Genomic DNA, 18,753 nt, shown 5'->3' on the forward strand with positions numbered 1-18,753 from the left:
CTCAGCTCCAGGGCGCCTTGTAACCGGTGAGCAGGGCGCGGCCCTTGGTGCGCCACTTCGGTTCCTTGTCGACCGTCTTGAGGGTGATGCCGCGCAGGCCGCGCACGACGCCGCCGTAGGCGCCGCTGACCGTGGACGACAGCCGCGCTCCGGGCGGTTCGTCCATGAACGGCATGAACTTGTCGGGGAAGCCGGGCATCGTGCAGGCGATGCAGATCCCGCCCACGTTGGGGCAGCCGCCGATGCCGTTCATCCAGCCGCGCTTGGGCACGTTGCACCGTACGACCGGCCCCCAGCAGCCGATCTTCACCAGGCACTTCGGCGAGCCGTACTCGGCGGTGAACTGGCCCTGCTCGTAGTAGCCGGCCCGGTCGCAGCCCTCGTGCACGGTCTGGCCGAACAGCCATGTCGGCCGCAGCGCCTCGTCCAGCGGGATCATCGGCGCCTGCCCGGTGAGCTGGTAGAGCAGGTAGAGGATCGTCTCCGACAGGTTGTCCGGCTGGACCGGGCAGCCCGGCACGTTGACGATCGGCAGGCCGGCCTTGGAGCGCCAGTCCCAGCCCAGGTAGTCGGCGACGCCCATCGCGCCGGTCGGGTTGCCCGCCATGGCGTGGATGCCGCCGTAGGTGGCGCAGGTTCCGGCCGCCAGTACGGCGGTGGCCTTCGGCGCGAGGATGTCCAGCCACTCGCTGGTGGTCCGGGGCTGCCCGGTGGCCGGGTCGTTGCCGAACCCGCACCAGTAGCCCTCCTGCTTGATCGACTCGTTCGGGATGGATCCCTCCACGACCAGCACGAACGGTTCCAGCTCGTCGCGCGCGGCCCGGAAGAACCACTCGATGAACACGTCGGAGCCCTGCATCGGCCCGGACTCGAAGTCGACCAGCGGCCAGTGCACGGCCACCCTCGGCAGGCCGGGAAGCGCCCCCAGGGCGATCTCCTCGATGCTGGGCTGCGTCGCCGCGGTCAGCGAGACCGAGTCGCCGTCGCAGCTCAGCCCGGCGTTGATCCAGAGGATGTGGACGAGCGGCTCCTCCTCCGGCGGCCCGGCCGCGCCCCGGCTCTCCTGCCGCTGTTCCTCCTGCGGCTCCGCCGCGCCCTGGCTCTCCCGCCGTCTCTCCTGCCGTTTCTCCTGCCGTTTCTCGTGCCGTTTCTCCTGCCGCGCCCGGCCCGCCGGTGCCGTCATGCCGTCCTGCCTTCCCGGGGCTCCCCGCTCCTCGATGCCGGTGGTCGATGGTGGTGGGGGAGGTCTCGTGCGGTGCGGATCATGACGCGTCTCCTCGGGTTCCTCGGGTTCCTCGGGTTCGCCGGGCTCCTCGCGTTCTCGTGCTCTCGTGCTCTCGTGTTCTCGCGGCGGGTCCGGGCCCGGGTCCGTCAGCCGACGTTGTGGACCGGCGGGGCCGGGGCGGCGCCGAGGGCGTGCTGGGTCAGCTCCCACAGCACGTGGTAGACCGTCGTCTGCGCCTCCTGGATCCGGTGCACCGAGGAGGAGGGGATGACGAACAGGTAGTCCAGCAGCTCCAGCTCGGACAGCCTGCCGCCCCGGTCCCCGGCCAGGCCGATGGTGAGCATGCCCAGCCGGGCCGCCTCCTCGAAGGCGCGGACGACGTTGGCGGAACCGCCGCTGGTGGTCAGGCCGAAGGCCATGTCGCCGCGCCGCCCGAGGGCGGCGAGCTGGCGGGCGAAGACGACGTCGAAGCCCACGTCGTTCGACAGGGCGGTCACCACGGCGACGTCGCTGGTCAGCGACAGCGCGGGCAGGGAGAGCCCGTAGCCGGGATGCAGGAACGCCGTCGCCACCTCCTGGGCGTCGGTGCTGCTGCCGCCGTTGCCGAAGGCGAACAGCCGCCCGCCGGCGGCGAACCGGATGGCCATCTCCCCGGCGCACTCGACGAGCTCGTCCGCCATCGACTCGGCCAGTTCCCGGCGCAGCCGGACGATCTCGGCGGCCTTCTCTCCGGTGGAGCGCAGCGCCTCGGTCAGCACCGCGTCGAGGTCGCCGGGGCCCGGGTAGAGAAAGGGGTAGAGCCCGCCCATCCCCTCGGGGGGCCGCTCACCGGTGCTCATCGCCGTTTCCTCTCCTGGTCACCGCGTTTCCCGATGTCTGCCGATCGCGGCGCCTTGGACCGCCGCGTCCCCGATCGCCGTCTCTCCGGTCGCCGTCTCTCCGGTCGCCGTGTCTCCGGGCATCGTTTCCCCGGGCACCGCGCCTCCGGGTCCTATGTCTCCGGGCGCCGCCTCCTCCGGCGCGCGCCGGTGCCTGCCGACGACCGCGATGGCCTCCCCCGCGTGGACGAGGACCGTGTCGCCCTCGGCGGCGTCCACCAGGGCCACGCTCACCTCGGTGGTGACCGGGCCCGCGCCGGCGACGGCCAGCCCGCCGTACCTGATGCTGATCACCCGCATCGGCACGGCCTCGTCGGCGCACGTGACGCACGGCCCGGTGTCGCAGCAGCCGTCCTCGTCGCTCATCGTGTCTCCTCTCCACCGAGCAGGCCGGGCCTGTCGTGGAAGACGTGAACCAGCTCCCACAGCACGTGATAGACGGTGACGTGAATCTCCTTGACCACCGCCGGGTCGTCGGAGGCGGCGATCAGGATGTGCTCGGCCGCCCGCTCGCGCACCACGGCGCCGCCGTCGCCCCCGACGAGGGCGAGCGTGAACAGGCCCAGCGCCCCGGCCTCCTGCAGGCCGCGCAGGACACCCGGGCAGTCGCCGTCGCGGGAGATCCCGAGCGCCATGTCCGCCGGGTCGGCCCAACGGCGCAGCTGGTGGGCGAACGACTCGGCGGGCCCCTCCCGGGCGCTCACCCCGCTGACGGTGGCGGCGTCGTTGCTGAGGGCCAGGGCGGGCAGCGCCTTCTTGCCCATGATGACCGGATGCATGAACTCGACCGCGATGTGGGCCGCGTCGGTGCCGCCCCCGCCGCTGCCGAACACGATCAGCTTTCCACCGCGGTGGAACCGGTCCGCCATCTCCCGGCACGCGCGGGCGATGCGCAGGGAGTCCTCCGCGAGAGCGTGACCGGCGGAATCCCGGCGGGCGAAGGCCTCGCTGACGGCCAACTGCATGGTCGATGTCACTGGCATGTGAACACTCCGTCATTTACGGTAGTCGTCAGATTACGTTCCGTGTTCGGCGAATCGACACCTTCGACGCCACAAAGCGGAGTAAAGATCTGATCACTCGCCCGACCGGCCGCGGCGGCCGCCGGCGACGGGGATCCACCGGGATTCCCGCGTCCCGCGGGGTTCCCGCCCTTGGTGATGATCAACGTTCCCCGTTATCGTCTCGCAGTGGGGTCGTCTCGCGGCGGGGCACGGGCGGGACGGCGCGCCTCGGGCACCCCGGGCCGCCGCCGTACGGCGCGGGTCCGGCACGACGGCCGCCGTACGGCACGCGTCCCGCGGGACCGTCGCCGTACGACGCGCGTCCAGCCGGGCCGCCGTACGGCACGCGTCCGGCACGACGGCCCGCCGACCGACCGAAGGAGAACGACCTTGACGGCAGCCGCCCGCTGGATCCGGCGCTTCCACCCCTCCCCCGGAAGCGACGTCCAGGTGGTCTGCTTCCCGCACGCCGGGGGCACCGCGAGTTACTACCACCCGCTGTCGGCGGCCCTGGCGCCCGCCGCCGAGATGCTCGCCGTGCAGTACCCGGGCCGGCAGGACCGGTTCGACGAGCCGCTGATCGACGATCTGTCCCTGCTCGCCGACCGGACGGCCGAGGCGCTCGGCGGAGGCGACCGGCCACGGGTGTTCTTCGGGCACAGCATGGGGGCCGTCATGGCCTTCGAGGTCGCCCGGCGGCTGGACCGCGGCGGGCCGGTCGCACTGTTCGTGTCCGGGCGGCGCGCCCCCTCCACGACCCGGCTGGAGACCGCGCACCTGCTCGGTGACGACGAGCTCGTGGCCCTGGCCGAGATGCTCGGCGGATCGGATCCGGAGGTGCTGCGGCACGAGGAGCTGCGCGGGCTGATCCTGCCGAGCCTGCGCGCCGACTACCGGGCGGTCTGCACCCACAGCCCCGACGGCGAGGCGCGGCTCGCCGTACCGATCACCGCGCTCACCGGCGACGCCGACCCGGTGACCAGTGTGGCCGAGGCCGAGGCGTGGGGCCGGCACACCACCTCCCGGTTCGAGTTGAAGGTGTTCCCCGGCGGCCACTTCTTCCTCACCGGCCACGTACCGGAGATCGCCCGGATGATCCTCGGCTCAGTGAGGGCGGTTCACGCGTGACGGCGCTGCTGGCCGTCAGCGACCTGCATGTCGGCTACCAGGAGAACCGCCGGATCGTCGAGGAGATGCGGCCGTCGTCCGGGTCCGACTGGCTGCTGGTCGCCGGGGACGTCTCGGAGAAGGTCGCCGACATCGAGTGGGCGCTCGGCCTGCTGGCCGGACGTTTCGAGAAGGTCGTGTGGGTTCCGGGCAACCACGAGCTGTGGTCCCACTCCAGCGACCCGGTCCGGCTGCGCGGCGAGGAGCGCTACCGGCACCTGGTGAAGGTCTGCGGTGACCTCGGCGTGGTGACCCCGGAGGACCCCTACCCGGTGTGGGAGGGGCCGGGCGGGCCGGTCGTGATCGCCCCGCTGTTCGTGCTGTACGACTACACCTTCCGCATGCCGGGGGTCGCCACCGCCGAGGAGGCGCTGGCCCTGGCCTACGACAGGGGCGTGGTCTGCACCGACGAGGTGTTCCTGCACCCCGACCCCCACCCCTCCCGCGCGGCGTGGTGCGAGGCCAGGGTCGCCGAGACGGAACGGCGGCTGGCCGAACGCCCGGGTGGCCTGCCGACCGTGCTCGTCAACCACTATCCGCTGGTGCGCGAGCCGACCCGGGTCATGCACCACCAGGAGTTCACGATCTGGTGCGGCACCGAGCTCACCGCCGACTGGCACCTGCGGTTCGACGCCCGCGCGGTCGTCTACGGCCACCTGCACATCCCCCGCACCACCTGGTACGACGGCGTGCGCTTCGAGGAGGTCTCGCTGGGCTACCCGCGCGAGTGGCGGCCCCGCCCCACCCAGCCGGGCCGGTTGCGCCGCATCCTGCCCGCTCCCCCGGCGGCGGCGCCGTGATCGAGGAGATCCTGCCGTCGTGGGTGGCGAGCGCCGAGGCGTTCGCCGACCCGCCCGACGCCGGGCTGTTCCCCGAGGAGGCGGCGGTCGTCGCCCGCTCGGTGGAGCGGCGGCGGCGCGAGTTCACCACCGCCCGCCACTGCGCCCGCCGGGCGCTGGCCCGCCTGGGCGTGCCGCCCGCCCCCATCCTGCCCGGCGAGCTGGGCGCGCCCGTCTGGCCCGCCGGGGTACGGGGCGCCATCACCCACTGCGAGGGGTACCGCGCCGCCGCGGTCTCCCTCAAGGCCCTCACCGTCGGCATCGACGCCGAGCCGCACGAGCCGCTCCCCGAGGGGATCGCGGGCATCGTGGCCCTCCCCGAGGAACGGGCCGAGCTGGCGCGCCTCGCCGGCGGAACCCACTGGGACCGGCTGCTGTTCAGCGCCAAGGAGAGCGTCTACAAGGCGTGGTTCCCGCTGGCCCGGCGCTGGCTCGACTTCGACGAGGCCCACGTCACCTTCGATCCGGCCGGGACGTTCACCGCCCGGCTGCTGGTGGCCGGGCCCGTGGTGGAGGGCCGGGAGCTGACCGGCTTCACCGGCCGCTGGCTCGTCTCCGGCGGCCTGGCGCTCACCGCCATCGCCCTGCCGCAGGGGTGACGCCCGGCGGGGCCGTCCAGCCGCGCAGCACGGCGAGCACCGTGAGCGGCACAGATGACGAGGATCGGGCGGCGTCGGCGAGGTCCTGCGGGCTCCCGGTGCGGTGTCACCGAAACCACGGCCGGGCGTCATTTCATGGAGCCTCGCGGGAGCGGGATGATCGCTTCAGGAAAACCTGAACTCTCCTCATTGACCAGGCCGATCGCATCACCGTCGATGGACAGATGCGAGTGAGCGCGGCTCCGGAGGGAAGAGCCGGCCTCACATCGATGGGTCCGGGCGGTGGCGAGGTCAGAAAACAGCCAGCGGAGGGTCTTCCGTCGGCTGGGGCGACTCGACCACGATGATGGGCTCGATCGCTTCGGCCGGCACGACATCGTTCTCTTTCCAGAGCGGATCGCCGATCCGCGCCCAACCGCTGGTGATCTCCACAGCCGTGCGGAAGTAGCCGTTTGGCCCCGCGCTGTCAGACCACGGTGCAGCGGCATGCTCATGCCGCCTGCGCTGCTCGATCAGGTCGGAGTGAAAGGCCGCCGCCGGGTGGCCGTGGCGGTCGGCCAGCCGGTAGAAGAACATCGCGACGCCGATCCGCGCGGCACGCTCGTAGTGCCGCCCGTAACGGAAGGCCAGTTCGGCGGCCGCCTCGGTCAACGAGGAGGGACGCAGCAACCTGGCCGCGTCACCGGCGCGGTGCAGCCACAGATACGCCGACGAGTGCTGGTTCCTCAACCAGGCTATGACCGCCATCCGCATGCAATCCTGCGGATCCCCCATCTCGATCTCCCCCAGCAGCCGGGCCCCTATCCTGCCGTAGACCTCCCGATCACCCTGCCTCTCCCGCCAGAGCGCCACCGCGTCGGCGACGTCGGGCTCAGGCGGCTTCGTCTGCACGGTGACGGGAGACGCGGGCGTCGCCTCACCCGTCCGGCTGTCCGGCGGTCGTGCGGGCGGCCGGGCGGCGTCGGACAGGGGATCCTCGGCGTCCTCCCGAGCGACGCGAGCGGCCCGCCACCGGGCGTTCCAGTCAGCGCGGCCGCCCAGGGGCTCGACGGGCAGTCCGTTTTCCACGGCCGCCGCATGGCAGGCGGCCACGAACATGTCGACCCACGGCCAGGGCGGAAGGCGCTTTCGCTTGCCACTCAGAATGTCGTGTGTGGTGCTGGGTTCGAGCGCCGCGTATTTCTCCCTCTTCGCGTTGGCGATGGACAGTCTTTTGATCTGGGACAGCGTCGGACCCCCGGCTTGCTCACGCAGTTCCTTGAGCTGGTCGATGAAGCCGTGGTGCGCCGCGACGCGATGTTGACCCTCCATTGCACCTTTAGTCCGATTCGGTAACTAGTGATCAACAAAAAGTGACGGAAGCCATAGTTACACCAAAGGACTGTCAAGCTGGGGCAGATCGCACATCCCGTCTCGTCCGGAACACGCGCCCCCCGGAAGAACGGGTGACCAGGGGAATCAGAGAACGGCCCGGATGACTCCGGATGATCCCGGATGAGAACGGATGCGGATTCCGGATGAGACCGGACGGCGCCGAAGGGCTTCCGGACGACACCGGACACCGGCCGACGCATGGCGTCGCGGAGAGATCACCACCAGGAAAGCAGCGGCTTGTCCGGGTTCATTCGAGGATGCTGGAAGTGGTGGCAGCCGTCGCCACAGCCCCCGCATCGTTGACCGCGCACCCCCTGCCACCGACGACGGAGGCGAGAGCCCCATGCCATGCGCCAGTGCCCACGCCTTCCTGCGCGTCAACGGCACCCGGTCCTGCCGCCCTTTCCCACCTCAGGTCACCGACGACGACCAGCTGCTCATACTGCTGGTCACCACCTGGGCGCTGACCACCGGACGTATCCCGCCCAACCGCCCATCCGACCGGCTCACCCGCGAAGAGCTGATCGAGTTCTGGGCCGATGAACACACCGCCGGCACGGTGCCGGCACCACCGCAGGAGTGAAACCCGCATGTTCTCCACGACCGTCCTGATCGTGCTCACCATCACCACCCTGGTCGCGGCCATCGCCTGCGCCCTCACCCTGGCGGCCGGCGCCCCCTGGCCCACCGCCCTGCTCAGCGGTGGCGCAGCAGCCGGTGTCGCCCTGGGCCTGCTGCCCCGTCTACTGGACGACCGTCACGACCCGGAATGAGAAGCCATGAAGACAAGCACGCCGGCGAACACCGCGCGGCTGAAGTCGCCGCCGTCGAACCGGGTGGGAAGACTTCCCTGGGCTCGGGCGCTCCGGCTCAGACGGCGAAGGGGTAGGTCTCGGGGGCCTCGCCCCGCTCCCAGCGGGCGGTCCGCTCCAGCGGCTCGACGGCCCGGGTCTCGTCGATGTGGATCACCGCGTCGAACTGCCCGGCCAGGCGGGCGTGCAGGTAGTGGCTCCGCCGTTCGGTCCGGGGGCGGTAGACCACGCCGATCGCCCGCTCCAGCAGGGGCGTGCCGAGTCCCCCCGCGGGATCACCGGCGCCGGGTCCCCCCGCGCCGCGCTCACCGCCACCCGGCTCGCCCGCGCCGTACTCCCCGGAGGGGGGTTTCCCGGAGGCGGGTTCCCCGGCGGCGCGCAGGTCGAGCAGGAAGTCGCCGCGGCCGGTGCGGTGGAAGAGCTCCTCGGCCGTTCCGGGGAAGGCGGGCCGTACCCGCATGCGGTCGGCGGGGGCGCCCCAGTCGCCGGCGGCCGTCACCGTGCCGGTGTAGGTGGTGAGGCCGATGAGGCGGCACTCTCCGGGGAAGCACTCGCGGGCGAGCTGCCCGAGCGTGACCTCGCCCTCCTCGCCGGCCTCGGTGGCCCGCGCGTCGCCGACGTGGGAGTTGTGCGCCCACACCACGATCCTGGCCGGCCGGCCGCGCTGCCGGGTGAGGTGGGCGGCGAGGGCGTGCAGCGTCTCGGCCATGTGGGTGTCGCGCAGGTTCCAGGAGGAGACCCGCCCGCCGAACATCGTGCGGTAGTACTCCTCGGCGGCCACGACGTCCCTGGCGTTCCGTTCGGCGTAGAAGACCTCGTCGCGGGCGAGCATCCCGTCCCTTCGGACGTGCTCCAGCGTGTGGGCGCGCAGGTCGGCCAGTTGCTCGACCGCCTGTTCCTCGCACGACTCTCCGGCTCCGAACGCGGCGGCGAAGCCGTACGCCCGGCTGTCGTCGGCGCCGTAGTGGTCGAAGCAGGCGTAGCGCTCGCGGGCGCGCGCCGCGGCCTGCGGGTCCGTCCTGTCCAGGAAGGCGACGACCTCGTGGATCGACCGGTACATGCCGTACAGGTCGAGGCCGTAGAAGCCCGCCCTGGCGCGTTCGGCGCGGCCGGCCCGGTCGTTGTGGGCGCGCAGCCAGCCGACGAAGTCGAGCACCACCGCGTTGCGCCACATCCACGTGGGGAAGCGCTCGAAGCCGCGCAGCGCCTCCTCCGCGGTGAGATCGTCGCTGCGGCCGTGGACGTAGCGGTTCACCCGGTAGGCGTCGGGCCAGTCGGCCTCCGCCGCCACGGCGCAGAATCCCCGCTTCTCGATGAGCAGCCGCGTCATGTGGGCACGGGCCTCGTAGAACTCGTGGGTGCCGTGGGACGCCTCCCCGATCAGTACGAAGCGGGCGTCACCCACCAGATCCAGCAGGTCCTCCTCGCGGGGCGTCCCCTCCGCCGCGGGCAGCGCCCGGGAGGCGATCGCCGAGGCTCCGGGACGGAGCGCGGTGCCGCCGTCCGAGGGGCGCGCGACGGCGCGGGGATTCGCGGGCAGCCGATCCGTCATCGCCACCAACTCCCAGGTCGGAGCGGGTCGCCGCCCCGCCGGGGCGGTGTTGACACCAGCTTAGACCGCCGTACGGCGCGCAGCCTCGCCTGCCGCCGCGGTTACGGCAGCGCCACCCCCGGGGCAGTTGCCGACGCCGTACGGCGGGCGGAGACTCAAGGCACCCCTCCGCCACAGTGAGCCTTCATGCCCGGTCTGGAATGACTGGAATGTCCGGGAGATCCGGCGGCTCCACCGACCGGAAAACCGGTTGACGGCTGCCTTAGCCTAGGCGGGTTCTGTGCGCCGGTCGGCGACCAACCACCCCTAGACCGTGAGGAGAGTGCTGCCTGCTGATGCCCCCTGATACGGACCCCCTCGAACAGAAGGACTCCAACGACTCGACCGGAGACGACACCGCCGGGCCCGCGGAGGACCCCCGCCCGGCCCCCGCTCCCCCGCCGCGCCGCCGCGGCCTGACCTCCCTGTGGCGGATGAGGTCCTACCTCCGCCCCCATGTCACCCGCCTGGTCTTCATCTGGCTGCCCGCCCTCGTGGCGACCGGGATCGCGATCGTCATCCCGATGGTCGCCCGGAAGATCATCGACGGTCCCGTCGCGGACAGGGACACCGGCGCCCTGGTCCCCCTCGCCCTGCTGGCCCTGGCGCTGGGCGTGCTGGAGGCGGGCCTCATCTTCGCCCGCAGGTGGCTGATGTCCGACGTCGTCCTGGACGTGGAGACCAGGCTCCGCGACGACGTCTACCGGCACCTGCAGCGGCTGCCGATGGGCTTCCACGGCTCCTGGCAGTCCGGCCAGCTGCTGTCGCGCGTGACCACGGACCTGTCGGTGATCCGGCGGTTCCTCGGCTTCGGCATCCTCTTCCTCGTCCTGATCACCGTGCAGATCGTGACGGTGACCGTGCTGCTGCTGAACATGTACTGGCCGCTCGGCCTGCTCGTCGCCCTGTCCGCGGCGCCGGTGGTGATCACCTCGCTGCGCTTCGAACGGGGGTACATCGACGTCTCCCGGCGGGTCCAGGACGAGCAGGGCGACCTCGCCACCGTGATCGAGGAGTCCGCGGTCGGCATCCGGACGATCAAGGCGTTCGGCCGCGGACGGCACATCGCCGGCCTCTTCGGTGAGGGGGCGGACAAGGTCTACCGCTCCTCGATGGAGAAGGTGCGGCTGTCGTCGAAGTTCTTCACCTTCCTGGAGGTGGTCCCGAACGTCACCCTCGCGCTGGTGCTGCTGCTGGGCGCGCTCGCGGTCGGCTCGGGCGCGCTGACGCTGGGCACGCTGGTCGCCTTCACCACGCTGATGCTGCAGCTCGTGTGGCCCATCTCGGCCCTGGGCTTCATCCTGGTGCAGGGCCAGGAGGCGATGACCGCGGCGGACCGCGTGCTGGAGGTGCTCGACACCGAGCCGGAGATCGTCGGCGGTTCCGGGGAGATCGAGCGGCCCCGGGGGCACCTGCGGTTCGAGGGTGTGGAGTTCCGCTTCCCCGGCGCGGCCGAGCCGGTGCTGCGTGACGTCTGGCTGGACGTACGGCCCGGCGAGACGGTCGCGGTCGTCGGCGCGACGGGCTCGGGCAAGACCACGCTGACCTCCCTGGTGCCGCGGCTGCACGACGTCACCGCGGGCCGGGTCACGATCGACGGGCACGACGTACGGGACCTGTCGCTGCCCGCGCTGCGCTCGCTGGTCGCCACGGCCTTCGAGGAGCCGACGCTGTTCTCGATGAGCGTCCGGGAGAACCTGACGCTGGGCCGGCACGACGCCACCGAGGAGGAGATCGAGGCGGCGATCGAGACGGCCCAGGCCGGGTTCGTCCACCGGCTGCCGTGGGGGCTGGACACCAGGATCGGCGAGCAGGGGATGTCGCTGTCCGGCGGTCAGCGCCAGCGGCTGGCCCTGGCCCGCGCCGTGCTGAGCCGGCCGAGGATCCTCGTGCTGGACGACACGCTCTCGGCGCTGGACGTCGAGACGGAGATCCTCGTGGAGGAGGCGCTGCGGCACGTGCTGCGCGACGCGACCGGGATCGTCGTGGCGCACCGCGCCTCCACCGTGCTGCTGGCGGACAAGGTGGCGCTGCTGCTGGACGGCACGATCGCGCACGTCGGCCGGCACCACGAGCTGCTGGCGAGCGTGCCGGAGTACCGCGCGCTGCTGTCGGCGGCCCTGGACGACGAGATCGGCCCGGACCCGGACCCGGACTCAGGCCCGGACTCAGGCCCGGACGAGGGGGCCGGCCTGGGCGCCGGCATGGACCTGGACAGCGAGGGGGCGCTGCGATGAGCACGACGGACCACGCGAGACCGGCGGGCGCGGCCCGCCCGGACCGGCCGGAGCACGAGCGGGACGAGCGGGACGAGCAGGACGAACGGGCGTGGCGGGGGGTCGCCGCCGAGAAGGACGACGACCTGCCGCCGCAGGAGTCGCTGGCGCTGCGCTCGCAGTCCAGGCGGTTGCTCGGCGAGCTGCTGCGCCCCTACCGCAGGCAGATCGCGCTGCTCGTCGCGGTCATCGTCGTCTGCAACGCCGCCGCCCTGGCCATCCCCTTCCTGGTCAAGGTCGGCATCGACTCCGGCATCCCGCCGATGGCCGCCGGGCACGGGCCGGGGACGCTGGTGACCGTCGTGGCGGCGATCCTGGTCGCGGCGGCCGTGCAGGCGGTGAGTCGGCAGGTGTTCCTCAGGATGGCGGGCCGGATCGGCCAGAACATCCTGCTGGAGCTGCGGCGGCGGGTGTTCGGCCACTTCCAGCGGCTGTCGCTGTCGTTCCATGACGACTACACCTCCGGGCGGGTCGTCGCGCGGCTCACCTCCGACATCGAGGCCATCTCCGAGATGCTGCAGTCGGGCTTCGACGGGCTGGTCACCGCCGTGCTGACGCTGGTCGGCACCGCGGTCCTGCTGCTGGTCCTGGACGTCCCGCTGGCGCTGGTCGCCCTGCTGCCGCTGCCGGTCCTGCTGCTGTTCACCCGGTGGTTCCGGCGGCAGTCGAGCCTCGCCTACCGCCGGACCCGGGAGACGGTCGCCCTGGTGATCGTCCACTTCGTGGAGTCGATGACCGGCATCCGGGCGGTCCAGGCGTTCCGCCGGGAGCCGCGCAACCAGGAGATCTTCTCCGAACTCAACGTGGACTACCGGGACGCCAACCTCCGCAGCATGCGGCTGATCGCGATGTTCATGCCGGGGGTCAAGCTGATCGGCAACGTCACGATCGCGGCCGTCCTGCTGTACGGCGGCTGGCGGGCCATCGGCGGTGACGTCCAGGTGGGCGTGCTGGCGGCCTTCCTGCTCTACCTGCGGCAGTTCTACGAGCCGATGCAGGAGATCAGCCAGTTCTACAACACGTTCCAGTCGGCGGCGGCGGCGCTGGAGAAGCTCGCCGGCGTGCTGGACGAGCGGCCCGTGGTGGCCGAGCCGCGCGAGCCGGTGGCGCTGGAGCGGCCGCGCGGCGAGGTGCGGTTCGAGGGGGTGGAGTTCTCCTACCTCGACGGCACGCCGGTCCTGCCGGAGATGGACCTGGTGATCCCCGCCGGGCAGAACGTGGCGCTGGTCGGCACCACCGGGGCGGGCAAGACCACGCTGGCGAAGCTGGTCGCCAGGTTCTACGACCCCGTCGCCGGCCGGGTGCTGCTCGACGGCGTCGACCTGCGCGACCTCGCCGAGGAGACGCTGCGCGGCGCGGTGGTCATGGTGACGCAGGAGAACTTCCTGTTCACCGGTACGGTGGCCGACAACATCCGGTTCGGCCGCCCGGACGCGACCATGGACGAGGTCGTGGCGGCCGCCCGGTCGATCGGCGCCCACGACTTCATCTCGGCGCTCCCGGAGGGTTACGACACCCAGGTCGGCAAGCACGGCGGCCGGCTGTCGGCGGGCCAGCGGCAGCTGGTGGCCTTCGCCCGCGCCTTCCTCGCCGACCCGGCGGTGCTGATCCTCGACGAGGCCACCTCCAGCCTCGACGTGCCGGGTGAGCGGCTCGTTCAGCGGGCGATGCGCACGATCCTCGCCGACCGGACCGCGCTGATCATCGCCCACCGGCTGTCGACGGTCGAGACCGCCGAGCGGGTGCTGGTGATCGAGGGCGGCCGGATCGTGGAGGACGGCTCCCCGGACCGGCTCATCGCGGAGGGGGGCCGCTTCGCCGGTCTGCACCGGGCCTGGATGGACAGCGTGTCGGAGGGGTCCGGAGCCCCGGCCGGCCACGGGTGAGGCGTTCCGGCCGGACCGGGCAGGGCCCCGGTCCGGCCGGGAGGTTCAGGAGCGCTGCGGCGCCGGGGCCTTCCTGTGGGCGGTCCGCACCGGCAGCGGGCAGGTCTCGCCGCGGGCGAGGTAGCGCACCCGGTCGGACAGGCCGCGCCGCTCGACCTCCTCGCGGAAGTCGTCGAGGCCGGAGGAGAACGCCTCGTAGTCGTCGTAGTGGATCGGCACGGCGTGCCTGGGGCCGATGAAGGAGAGCCACTCGGCGCCCTGCGCGCCGTCCATGGTCACCATCATCATGCCCAGGATCATGGTGCCGCCCAGGTGGACGACGCCCACGTCGATGTCGGGGTAACGCTCGGGGATGGGCGCTAGGAGCTCGCGGTCCATCAGCGTGTCGCCGCTGATGTACATGCGCAGGCCGACCCGGCCGTCCCGGCGGCCGAACTCCAGCATGCTGCCCATCACCGGCGGCAGCAGCACCTGGGCCGCCCCGGGCGCGTGCCGTCCGGGCAGCGCGGTGATCTTCAGCGTGCGGCCGTCGCGGCGGAGGATCCGCTCCTGCCAGGTGCTCAGGCCCGCGGCCTCGCCGAAGCCCTGGCGCCGCAGCCGCCGCGCCGCCTGCCGGGTGGTCACGATCGGCACGGACCGGTCGAGCCCGCGGCGGGCGACCCGGTCCCAGTGGTCGCCGTGCATGTGCGACAGCACGACGGCGTCGAGCGGGGGCAGGTCCTCCACCTGTATCGCCGGATCGGTGCGGCGCCTGCTGCTCAGGCCGTAGCCGAGGTAGGCGCGCCGGCCCCGGTGGAGGAAGTTCGGATCGGTGAGCAGGGTGAACCCGTCGTAGCGGATGAGCATCGTGGCGTTGCCGACGAAGAAGACGCCGGACTCGGGGAAGTCGACCATGACGGGCCTCCAGCTGGTGCGGAACCCGGGCCGCGACCCCGGTCACGCTTCGGGTGCTTCCTCGTTCTCAGCGAGCCATGCCCGTTTCGGGCGTTTTCTCACCGGGCTCGCCGTACCGCCGCTTCCCACCGGATCCTCACGGGCCCGCCGTATCGCCGCGCGCGGCCCCGGGCGGCGACACATGATGGGGATCATGGAAGCGAAGCGCATCTACCACGGCACCGGTCCCGGCCCCATCACCCCGGACGGCTGCGCCGTCGACTACTACGCGATGCTGACCCCGAACGGCGAGCCGGAGCTCGTGCACGGCGCCGTCCCGGCCGGCGCGAGCATCCTGGAGCTCGGCTCGGGGGCCGGAAGGGTCACCCACGGCCTCCTGGCCCTCGGCCACCCGGTGGTCGCCGTCGACGAGTCGCCGGAGATGCTCGCGCACATCGAAGGCGCCGAGACCGTCTGCTCCCCCATCCAGACGCTCGCCCTGGGCCGGACGTTCGACGTGGTCCTGCTCATGTCGTTCGTGATCGAGACGGCCGACGACGAGCTGCGCCGGGCGTTCCTGCGCACCTGCCGCGACCACGTCGCCGACGGCGGCCTGGTGATCCTCCAGCGCAAGCCCCCGGAGTGGTACGACACGGTCGGGCCCTCCGAGCGGGTGACCGACGACGGCCACGTCATGCGCATGACCGAGGTCAGCCGGCCGGAGCCCGGCATGCTGGCGGCCACCATGGAGTACACGGTCGGTGACCGGCGCTGGACCCACTTCTTCCTCAGCAGGCGCCTCGACGACGACTTCCTGGCGCGGGAGCTCGACGACGCCGGCCTGGCGATGGACGGCTTCGTCGACGGGGACCGCGGGTGGGTGCGGGCCGTACCGCGCTGACCCATCCGGCGGCGTGCTCTGTTCGGCCCTCCGGCCGAGGGCACGCCGCCGCCGGGCGGGGCGTGCCGGGGCGGCCGGGGGCGGCCGGAGCGCGACGGCGGGACGGGACGTCCGCGCAGGTCACGATGGGTGACGCGGGCCACACGGTTGGGGCGGAACCGATTCAGGCGGAGGGGAACGGGGCAGAAGACCGAGGTGGTCCCGGGCCGCGGGCGGGGTTCCGCGTGTCCGCAGCACGCCGGCGCGGGACGTACGTTGAAGGAGAAGGAGCGGGTGTTCGCCCTGCTCGGCTCACGAAGGGTGTGATCGCGGTGACGGCCCCGGTTGACAACGACACGCTGGTCCTGGCCGACGATGACGACGACTTCAGCGGCGTCTCGGCGTCCGCGACCTCCGACCCGGTCAAGGACTATCTCAAGCAGATCGGCAAGGTCCCCCTGCTCAACGCCGAGCAGGAGGTGGAGCTGGCCAAGCGCATCGAGGCCGGTCTGTTCGCCGAGGAGCAGCTCGCCACCGACGGCGACGGCCTGGCCCCCGACGTCCGCGCGGAGCTGGAGTGGATCGCCGAGGACGGCCGCCGGGCCAAGAACCACCTGCTGGAGGCCAACCTCCGGCTCGTGGTCTCGCTGGCCAAGCGTTACACCGGCCGCGGCATGCTGTTCCTGGACCTCATCCAGGAGGGCAACCTCGGCCTGATCCGCGCGGTGGAGAAGTTCGACTACACCAAGGGTTTCAAGTTCTCCACCTACGCCACCTGGTGGATCAAGCAGGCCGTGACCCGCGCCATGGCCGACCAGGCACGGACCATCCGCATCCCGGTCCACATGGTCGAGGTGATCAACAAGCTGGCCCGCGTGCAGCGGCAGATGACGGCCGACCTGGGCCGCGACCCCACCCCGGAGGAGCTGGGCCGCGAGCTCGACATGCCGGCGGAGAGGATCGTCGAGGTCCAGAAGTACGGCCGCGAGCCGATCTCCCTGCACAGCCCGCTCGGCACCGAGGGTGACAGCGAGTTCGGCGACCTCATCGAGGACTCCGAGGCGCCCACCCCGGCCGACGCGGTCAGCTTCACGCTCCTGCAGGAGCAGCTGAGCTCGGTGCTCGACACGCTGTCGGAGCGCGAGGCGGGCGTGGTATCCATGCGGTTCGGCCTGACCGACGGTCAGCCCAAGACGCTCGACGAGATCGGCAAGGTCTACGGCGTGACGCGCGAGCGCATCCGGCAGATCGAGTCCAAGACCATGTCGAAGCTGCGCCACCCGTCCCGGTCCCAGGCCCTGCGCGACTATCTGGCCTGAGGATCCGCTATCCGGCCTGAGGATCCGCGGGACCGTCCTCGGGGCCGTCCTCATCGTGGCCGGCCGGTCCGTGCGGGGGCCGGTCACGCGGGCCCGTGTGGAGCAGGTGCCGTACCGGGGAGTTGTCCAGCACGGCGGCGAACGCCTCGATCACCCCCTCGCCCAGCGGGCGGACCGCCTCCACCACGGCCTGGGTGCGGGCGCCGACCTCCTGGATGATCCCCTCGACGATCTGCGGCAGGGGCGGCGCCGGCAGGCCGAGCCGCTGCCGCGGCGGGGCTTTCTCTGGTGGCGCCCAGCGCATCGAGTCCTCGCTCATGGTGAGCCATTCGTCGACGACTCCGTCGATGGCGTCGAGCACGTGATCGGGATCGCTTGCCATAGCGGCCCCCCGGGTGGCTTATGTCCTATGACTCGACGGTACCGCGCCGGGTCCGGCGGGGCCACGGCGAGCCCGGGCCGATCCTCGGGGAGGCTCGCATAGCCGCAGGTGAAAGAGGGTAAAACGGGGGCCGGGCAGGCGGCGGCGCCCAGCCGCCGGGCGTCGCTCGGGGGAGATGGGTCGTGGCCGGACTGCGGACGGGAAAAGGCGTGCTGCGCCGCAAGCCCTTCGAACAGATCGAAGAGGCCGGGGGCGGCGGGACGGGGCAGCTCACCCGTGTGCTGGGGGTGTGGCAGCTCACCGCGATCGGGGTGGGCGGCATCATCGGCGCGGGCATCTTCACGCTCGCGGGCGCGGTGGCCAACGGCAAGGCCGGTCCCGCCGTCGTGCTGTCGTTCCTGGTCGCCGGGATCGCGAGCGCGGCGGCGGCGTTCTCCTACGCCGAGTTCGCCGGGCTCATCCCGAAGGCGGGGTCCGCCTACACCTACGGCTACGCGGTGCTCGGCGAGCTGCCGGGCTGGTTCATCGGCTGGGACCTGCTGCTGGAGTACACCGCGATCGTCGCGGTGGTCGCCATCGGCATCTCCGGCTACTTCTCCTTCCTGCTGGGCAGTCTCGGCGCCGATCTCCCGGCGTGGATGCTGGGCGCGCCGGGGACGGGCGGCGGGCACCGGGTGGACCTGTTCGCCGCGCTGCTGTGCCTGCTGATCGCCTGGCTGCTGAACCTCGGGATGCGCAACGCGGCCCGGTTCGAGATGGCCGTCGTCGGGCTGAAGGTCGCCGTGGTCATCCTGGTCATCGTGGTCGGCGCCTTCTACGTCAGGTCCTCGAACTACGTCCCCTTCTTCCCCTTCGGCGTCGGGGGCGTGTTCGCGGGCGCGGCCACGGTGTTCTTCGCGGTGTTCGGCTACGACGCGATGAGCACCGCCGCGGAGGAGTCCAAGGACGCCACGCGGCACATGCCGAGGGCGATCATGTACTCGCTCGCCATCGCGATGACGCTGTACGTGCTGGCCTGTCTGGTGCTGACCGGCATGCAGAAGTACACCGAGATCGATCGGGAGAGCGGCTTCTCCACGGCGTTCCAGTCGGTGGGCCTGACCCGGCTCGCGGACGTGATCGCGGTCGGGGCGATCATCGGCATCCTCACCGTGATGTTCACGTTCATGCTCGGGGTGACCCGGGTGTGGTTCGCGATGAGCCGCGACGGGCTGCTGCCGAAGTGGTTCGCCAAGACCCACCCGGTACGGCACGTGCCGTACCGGGTGACCTGGATCGTCGGCGTCCTCTCGGCGCTCATCGCCGGGTTCCTGCCCATCGTGGAGGCGGCGGAGCTGACCAACATCGGCATCCTGCTGGCGTTCGTGGTGGTGTGCGCCGCGGTGATCGTGCTGCGCTACCGGCGGCCCGACCTGCCGCGGACCTTCCGCGTCCCGGGCATGCCGGTCGTCCCGGCCGTCGGCATCGCCTTCTCGCTCTGGCTGATCACCTTCCTGGCGTGGCAGACCTGGGTGCGGTTCGCGGTGTGGTTCGTGATCGGCCTGGTGGTGTACTTCGCCTACTCCTACCGGCACTCGGAGCTGGCCGGGGCCCGGGACGGGGAGGGGACGCCGGAATAAACGCGGGCCGGGGCGGGTTCGCCGCTGAC

General features: G+C 71.9%; 18 protein-coding genes. 10 read left to right on the plus strand and 8 right to left on the minus strand.

Annotation, left to right across the window (positions count from 1 at the left end; genetic code table 11):
• Position 1: 1 nt before the first annotated feature.
• The 4 genes from ACFYSC_RS20750 to ACFYSC_RS20765 form a co-directional block, all read right to left on the minus strand.
• On the minus strand, positions 2-1,183 hold the full coding sequence (locus tag ACFYSC_RS20750; protein ID WP_389963874.1) for a hydrogenase expression protein HypE: 1,182 nt from the start codon (positions 1,181-1,183) through the stop codon (positions 2-4).
• A gap of 188 nt (positions 1,184-1,371) precedes the next feature.
• Positions 1,372-2,064: an SIS domain-containing protein gene (locus ACFYSC_RS20755; RefSeq protein WP_389963877.1), complete on the minus strand. Its 693-nt coding sequence runs from the start codon at positions 2,062-2,064 to the stop codon at positions 1,372-1,374.
• Between the two features lie 18 nt (positions 2,065-2,082).
• A complete protein-coding gene (locus ACFYSC_RS20760) occupies positions 2,083-2,469 on the minus strand; it encodes a HypC/HybG/HupF family hydrogenase formation chaperone (RefSeq protein WP_389963880.1) in 387 nt (128 codons plus the stop codon).
• Positions 2,466-3,086, minus strand: a complete 621-nt coding sequence (locus ACFYSC_RS20765; RefSeq protein ID WP_362933269.1) for an SIS domain-containing protein — start codon at positions 3,084-3,086, stop codon at positions 2,466-2,468. The genes ACFYSC_RS20760 and ACFYSC_RS20765 overlap by 4 nt, the downstream gene beginning before the upstream one ends.
• 411 nt (positions 3,087-3,497) lie before the next feature.
• On the opposite strand from ACFYSC_RS20765, the gene ACFYSC_RS20770 reads away from it, so the two are divergent.
• The 3 genes from ACFYSC_RS20770 to ACFYSC_RS20780 are packed head-to-tail and all read left to right on the plus strand — an operon-like array spanning position 3,498 to position 5,712.
• Positions 3,498-4,235: a thioesterase II family protein gene (locus ACFYSC_RS20770; RefSeq protein WP_389963884.1), complete on the plus strand. Its 738-nt coding sequence runs from the start codon at positions 3,498-3,500 to the stop codon at positions 4,233-4,235.
• Entirely contained in the window at positions 4,232-5,074 is an 843-nt protein-coding gene (locus ACFYSC_RS20775) for a metallophosphoesterase family protein (protein ID WP_389963887.1), read from the plus strand. The genes ACFYSC_RS20770 and ACFYSC_RS20775 overlap by 4 nt, the downstream gene beginning before the upstream one ends.
• Positions 5,071-5,712 carry a 4'-phosphopantetheinyl transferase gene (locus ACFYSC_RS20780; protein ID WP_389963890.1) on the plus strand — a complete coding sequence of 214 codons (642 nt, stop codon included), beginning with the start codon at positions 5,071-5,073 and terminating at the stop codon, positions 5,710-5,712. Before ACFYSC_RS20775 ends, ACFYSC_RS20780 begins: the two co-directional genes overlap by 4 nt.
• Before the next feature lie 291 nt (positions 5,713-6,003).
• Here ACFYSC_RS20780 and ACFYSC_RS20785 read toward each other — a convergent pair whose 3' ends face one another.
• A complete protein-coding gene (locus tag ACFYSC_RS20785) occupies positions 6,004-7,023 on the minus strand; it encodes a hypothetical protein (RefSeq protein ID WP_389963893.1) in 1,020 nt (339 codons plus the stop codon).
• Between the two features lie 406 nt (positions 7,024-7,429).
• On the opposite strand from ACFYSC_RS20785, the gene ACFYSC_RS20790 reads away from it, so the two are divergent.
• Both ACFYSC_RS20790 and ACFYSC_RS20795 read left to right on the plus strand, forming a co-directional pair.
• Positions 7,430-7,669, plus strand: coding sequence for a hypothetical protein (locus ACFYSC_RS20790; RefSeq protein WP_389963896.1), 240 nt, complete (start codon positions 7,430-7,432; stop codon positions 7,667-7,669).
• Positions 7,670-7,676: 7 nt separating this feature from the next.
• Entirely contained in the window at positions 7,677-7,859 is a 183-nt protein-coding gene (locus tag ACFYSC_RS20795) for a hypothetical protein (protein WP_389963899.1), read from the plus strand.
• Between the two features lie 97 nt (positions 7,860-7,956).
• Here ACFYSC_RS20795 and ACFYSC_RS20800 read toward each other — a convergent pair whose 3' ends face one another.
• Positions 7,957-9,450: an erythromycin esterase family protein gene (locus tag ACFYSC_RS20800; RefSeq protein WP_389963902.1), complete on the minus strand. Its 1,494-nt coding sequence runs from the start codon at positions 9,448-9,450 to the stop codon at positions 7,957-7,959.
• 335 nt (positions 9,451-9,785) lie between these two features.
• Between ACFYSC_RS20800 and ACFYSC_RS20805 the strand changes: the two genes are divergently transcribed.
• Together ACFYSC_RS20805 and ACFYSC_RS20810 are read left to right on the plus strand one after the other, a co-directional pair.
• On the plus strand, positions 9,786-11,726 hold the full coding sequence (locus tag ACFYSC_RS20805) for an ABC transporter ATP-binding protein (RefSeq protein ID WP_389963905.1): 1,941 nt from the start codon (positions 9,786-9,788) through the stop codon (positions 11,724-11,726).
• Positions 11,723-13,651, plus strand: a complete 1,929-nt coding sequence (locus ACFYSC_RS20810) for an ABC transporter ATP-binding protein (RefSeq protein WP_389963908.1) — start codon at positions 11,723-11,725, stop codon at positions 13,649-13,651. Before ACFYSC_RS20805 ends, ACFYSC_RS20810 begins: the two co-directional genes overlap by 4 nt.
• A 45-nt stretch (positions 13,652-13,696) precedes the next feature.
• Here ACFYSC_RS20810 and ACFYSC_RS20815 read toward each other — a convergent pair whose 3' ends face one another.
• Positions 13,697-14,545 (minus strand): MBL fold metallo-hydrolase, encoded by an 849-nt coding sequence (locus tag ACFYSC_RS20815; RefSeq protein ID WP_389963911.1) that lies wholly within the window; start codon positions 14,543-14,545, stop codon positions 13,697-13,699.
• Positions 14,546-14,738: 193 nt separating this feature from the next.
• Between ACFYSC_RS20815 and ACFYSC_RS20820 the strand changes: the two genes are divergently transcribed.
• Both ACFYSC_RS20820 and ACFYSC_RS20825 read left to right on the plus strand, forming a co-directional pair.
• A complete protein-coding gene (locus tag ACFYSC_RS20820; protein WP_362933245.1) occupies positions 14,739-15,425 on the plus strand; it encodes a class I SAM-dependent methyltransferase in 687 nt (228 codons plus the stop codon).
• The gene (locus ACFYSC_RS20825; RefSeq protein ID WP_389963914.1) at positions 15,401-16,723 is read left to right on the plus strand and encodes an RNA polymerase sigma factor; all 1,323 of its coding nucleotides are present in this window, start codon (positions 15,401-15,403) and stop codon (positions 16,721-16,723) included. The genes ACFYSC_RS20820 and ACFYSC_RS20825 overlap by 25 nt, the downstream gene beginning before the upstream one ends.
• Before the next feature lie 7 nt (positions 16,724-16,730).
• Here ACFYSC_RS20825 and ACFYSC_RS20830 read toward each other — a convergent pair whose 3' ends face one another.
• Positions 16,731-17,105: a hypothetical protein gene (locus ACFYSC_RS20830; protein WP_362933243.1), complete on the minus strand. Its 375-nt coding sequence runs from the start codon at positions 17,103-17,105 to the stop codon at positions 16,731-16,733.
• A gap of 182 nt (positions 17,106-17,287) precedes the next feature.
• Between ACFYSC_RS20830 and ACFYSC_RS20835 the strand changes: the two genes are divergently transcribed.
• A complete protein-coding gene (locus tag ACFYSC_RS20835; protein ID WP_389963917.1) occupies positions 17,288-18,724 on the plus strand; it encodes an amino acid permease in 1,437 nt (478 codons plus the stop codon).
• Positions 18,725-18,753: the final 29 nt, after the last annotated feature.

Source organism: Streptosporangium sp. NPDC004379, from assembly GCF_042873875.1.
Taxonomy (GTDB): Bacteria; Actinomycetota; Actinomycetes; order Streptosporangiales; family Streptosporangiaceae; genus Streptosporangium.

What these genes read in the sequence shown, in the direction of transcription:
- ACFYSC_RS20805 (WP_389963905.1), top strand. Translation starts at nt 9,786, where the DNA reads ATGCCCCCTGATACGGACCCCCTCGAACAGAAGGACTCCAACGACTCG.
- ACFYSC_RS20760 (WP_389963880.1), bottom strand. Translation starts at nt 2,469, where the DNA reads ATGAGCGACGAGGACGGCTGCTGCGACACCGGGCCGTGCGTCACGTGC.
- ACFYSC_RS20790 (WP_389963896.1), top strand. Translation starts at nt 7,430, where the DNA reads ATGCCATGCGCCAGTGCCCACGCCTTCCTGCGCGTCAACGGCACCCGG.
- ACFYSC_RS20820 (WP_362933245.1), top strand. Translation starts at nt 14,739, where the DNA reads ATGGAAGCGAAGCGCATCTACCACGGCACCGGTCCCGGCCCCATCACC.
- ACFYSC_RS20795 (WP_389963899.1), top strand. Translation starts at nt 7,677, where the DNA reads ATGTTCTCCACGACCGTCCTGATCGTGCTCACCATCACCACCCTGGTC.
- ACFYSC_RS20810 (WP_389963908.1), top strand. Translation starts at nt 11,723, where the DNA reads ATGAGCACGACGGACCACGCGAGACCGGCGGGCGCGGCCCGCCCGGAC.
- ACFYSC_RS20765 (WP_362933269.1), bottom strand. Translation starts at nt 3,086, where the DNA reads ATGCCAGTGACATCGACCATGCAGTTGGCCGTCAGCGAGGCCTTCGCC.
- ACFYSC_RS20800 (WP_389963902.1), bottom strand. Translation starts at nt 9,450, where the DNA reads ATGACGGATCGGCTGCCCGCGAATCCCCGCGCCGTCGCGCGCCCCTCG.
- ACFYSC_RS20750 (WP_389963874.1), bottom strand. Translation starts at nt 1,183, where the DNA reads ATGACGGCACCGGCGGGCCGGGCGCGGCAGGAGAAACGGCACGAGAAA.
- ACFYSC_RS20830 (WP_362933243.1), bottom strand. Translation starts at nt 17,105, where the DNA reads ATGGCAAGCGATCCCGATCACGTGCTCGACGCCATCGACGGAGTCGTC.
- ACFYSC_RS20785 (WP_389963893.1), bottom strand. Translation starts at nt 7,023, where the DNA reads ATGGAGGGTCAACATCGCGTCGCGGCGCACCACGGCTTCATCGACCAG.
- ACFYSC_RS20815 (WP_389963911.1), bottom strand. Translation starts at nt 14,545, where the DNA reads ATGGTCGACTTCCCCGAGTCCGGCGTCTTCTTCGTCGGCAACGCCACG.
- ACFYSC_RS20755 (WP_389963877.1), bottom strand. Translation starts at nt 2,064, where the DNA reads ATGAGCACCGGTGAGCGGCCCCCCGAGGGGATGGGCGGGCTCTACCCC.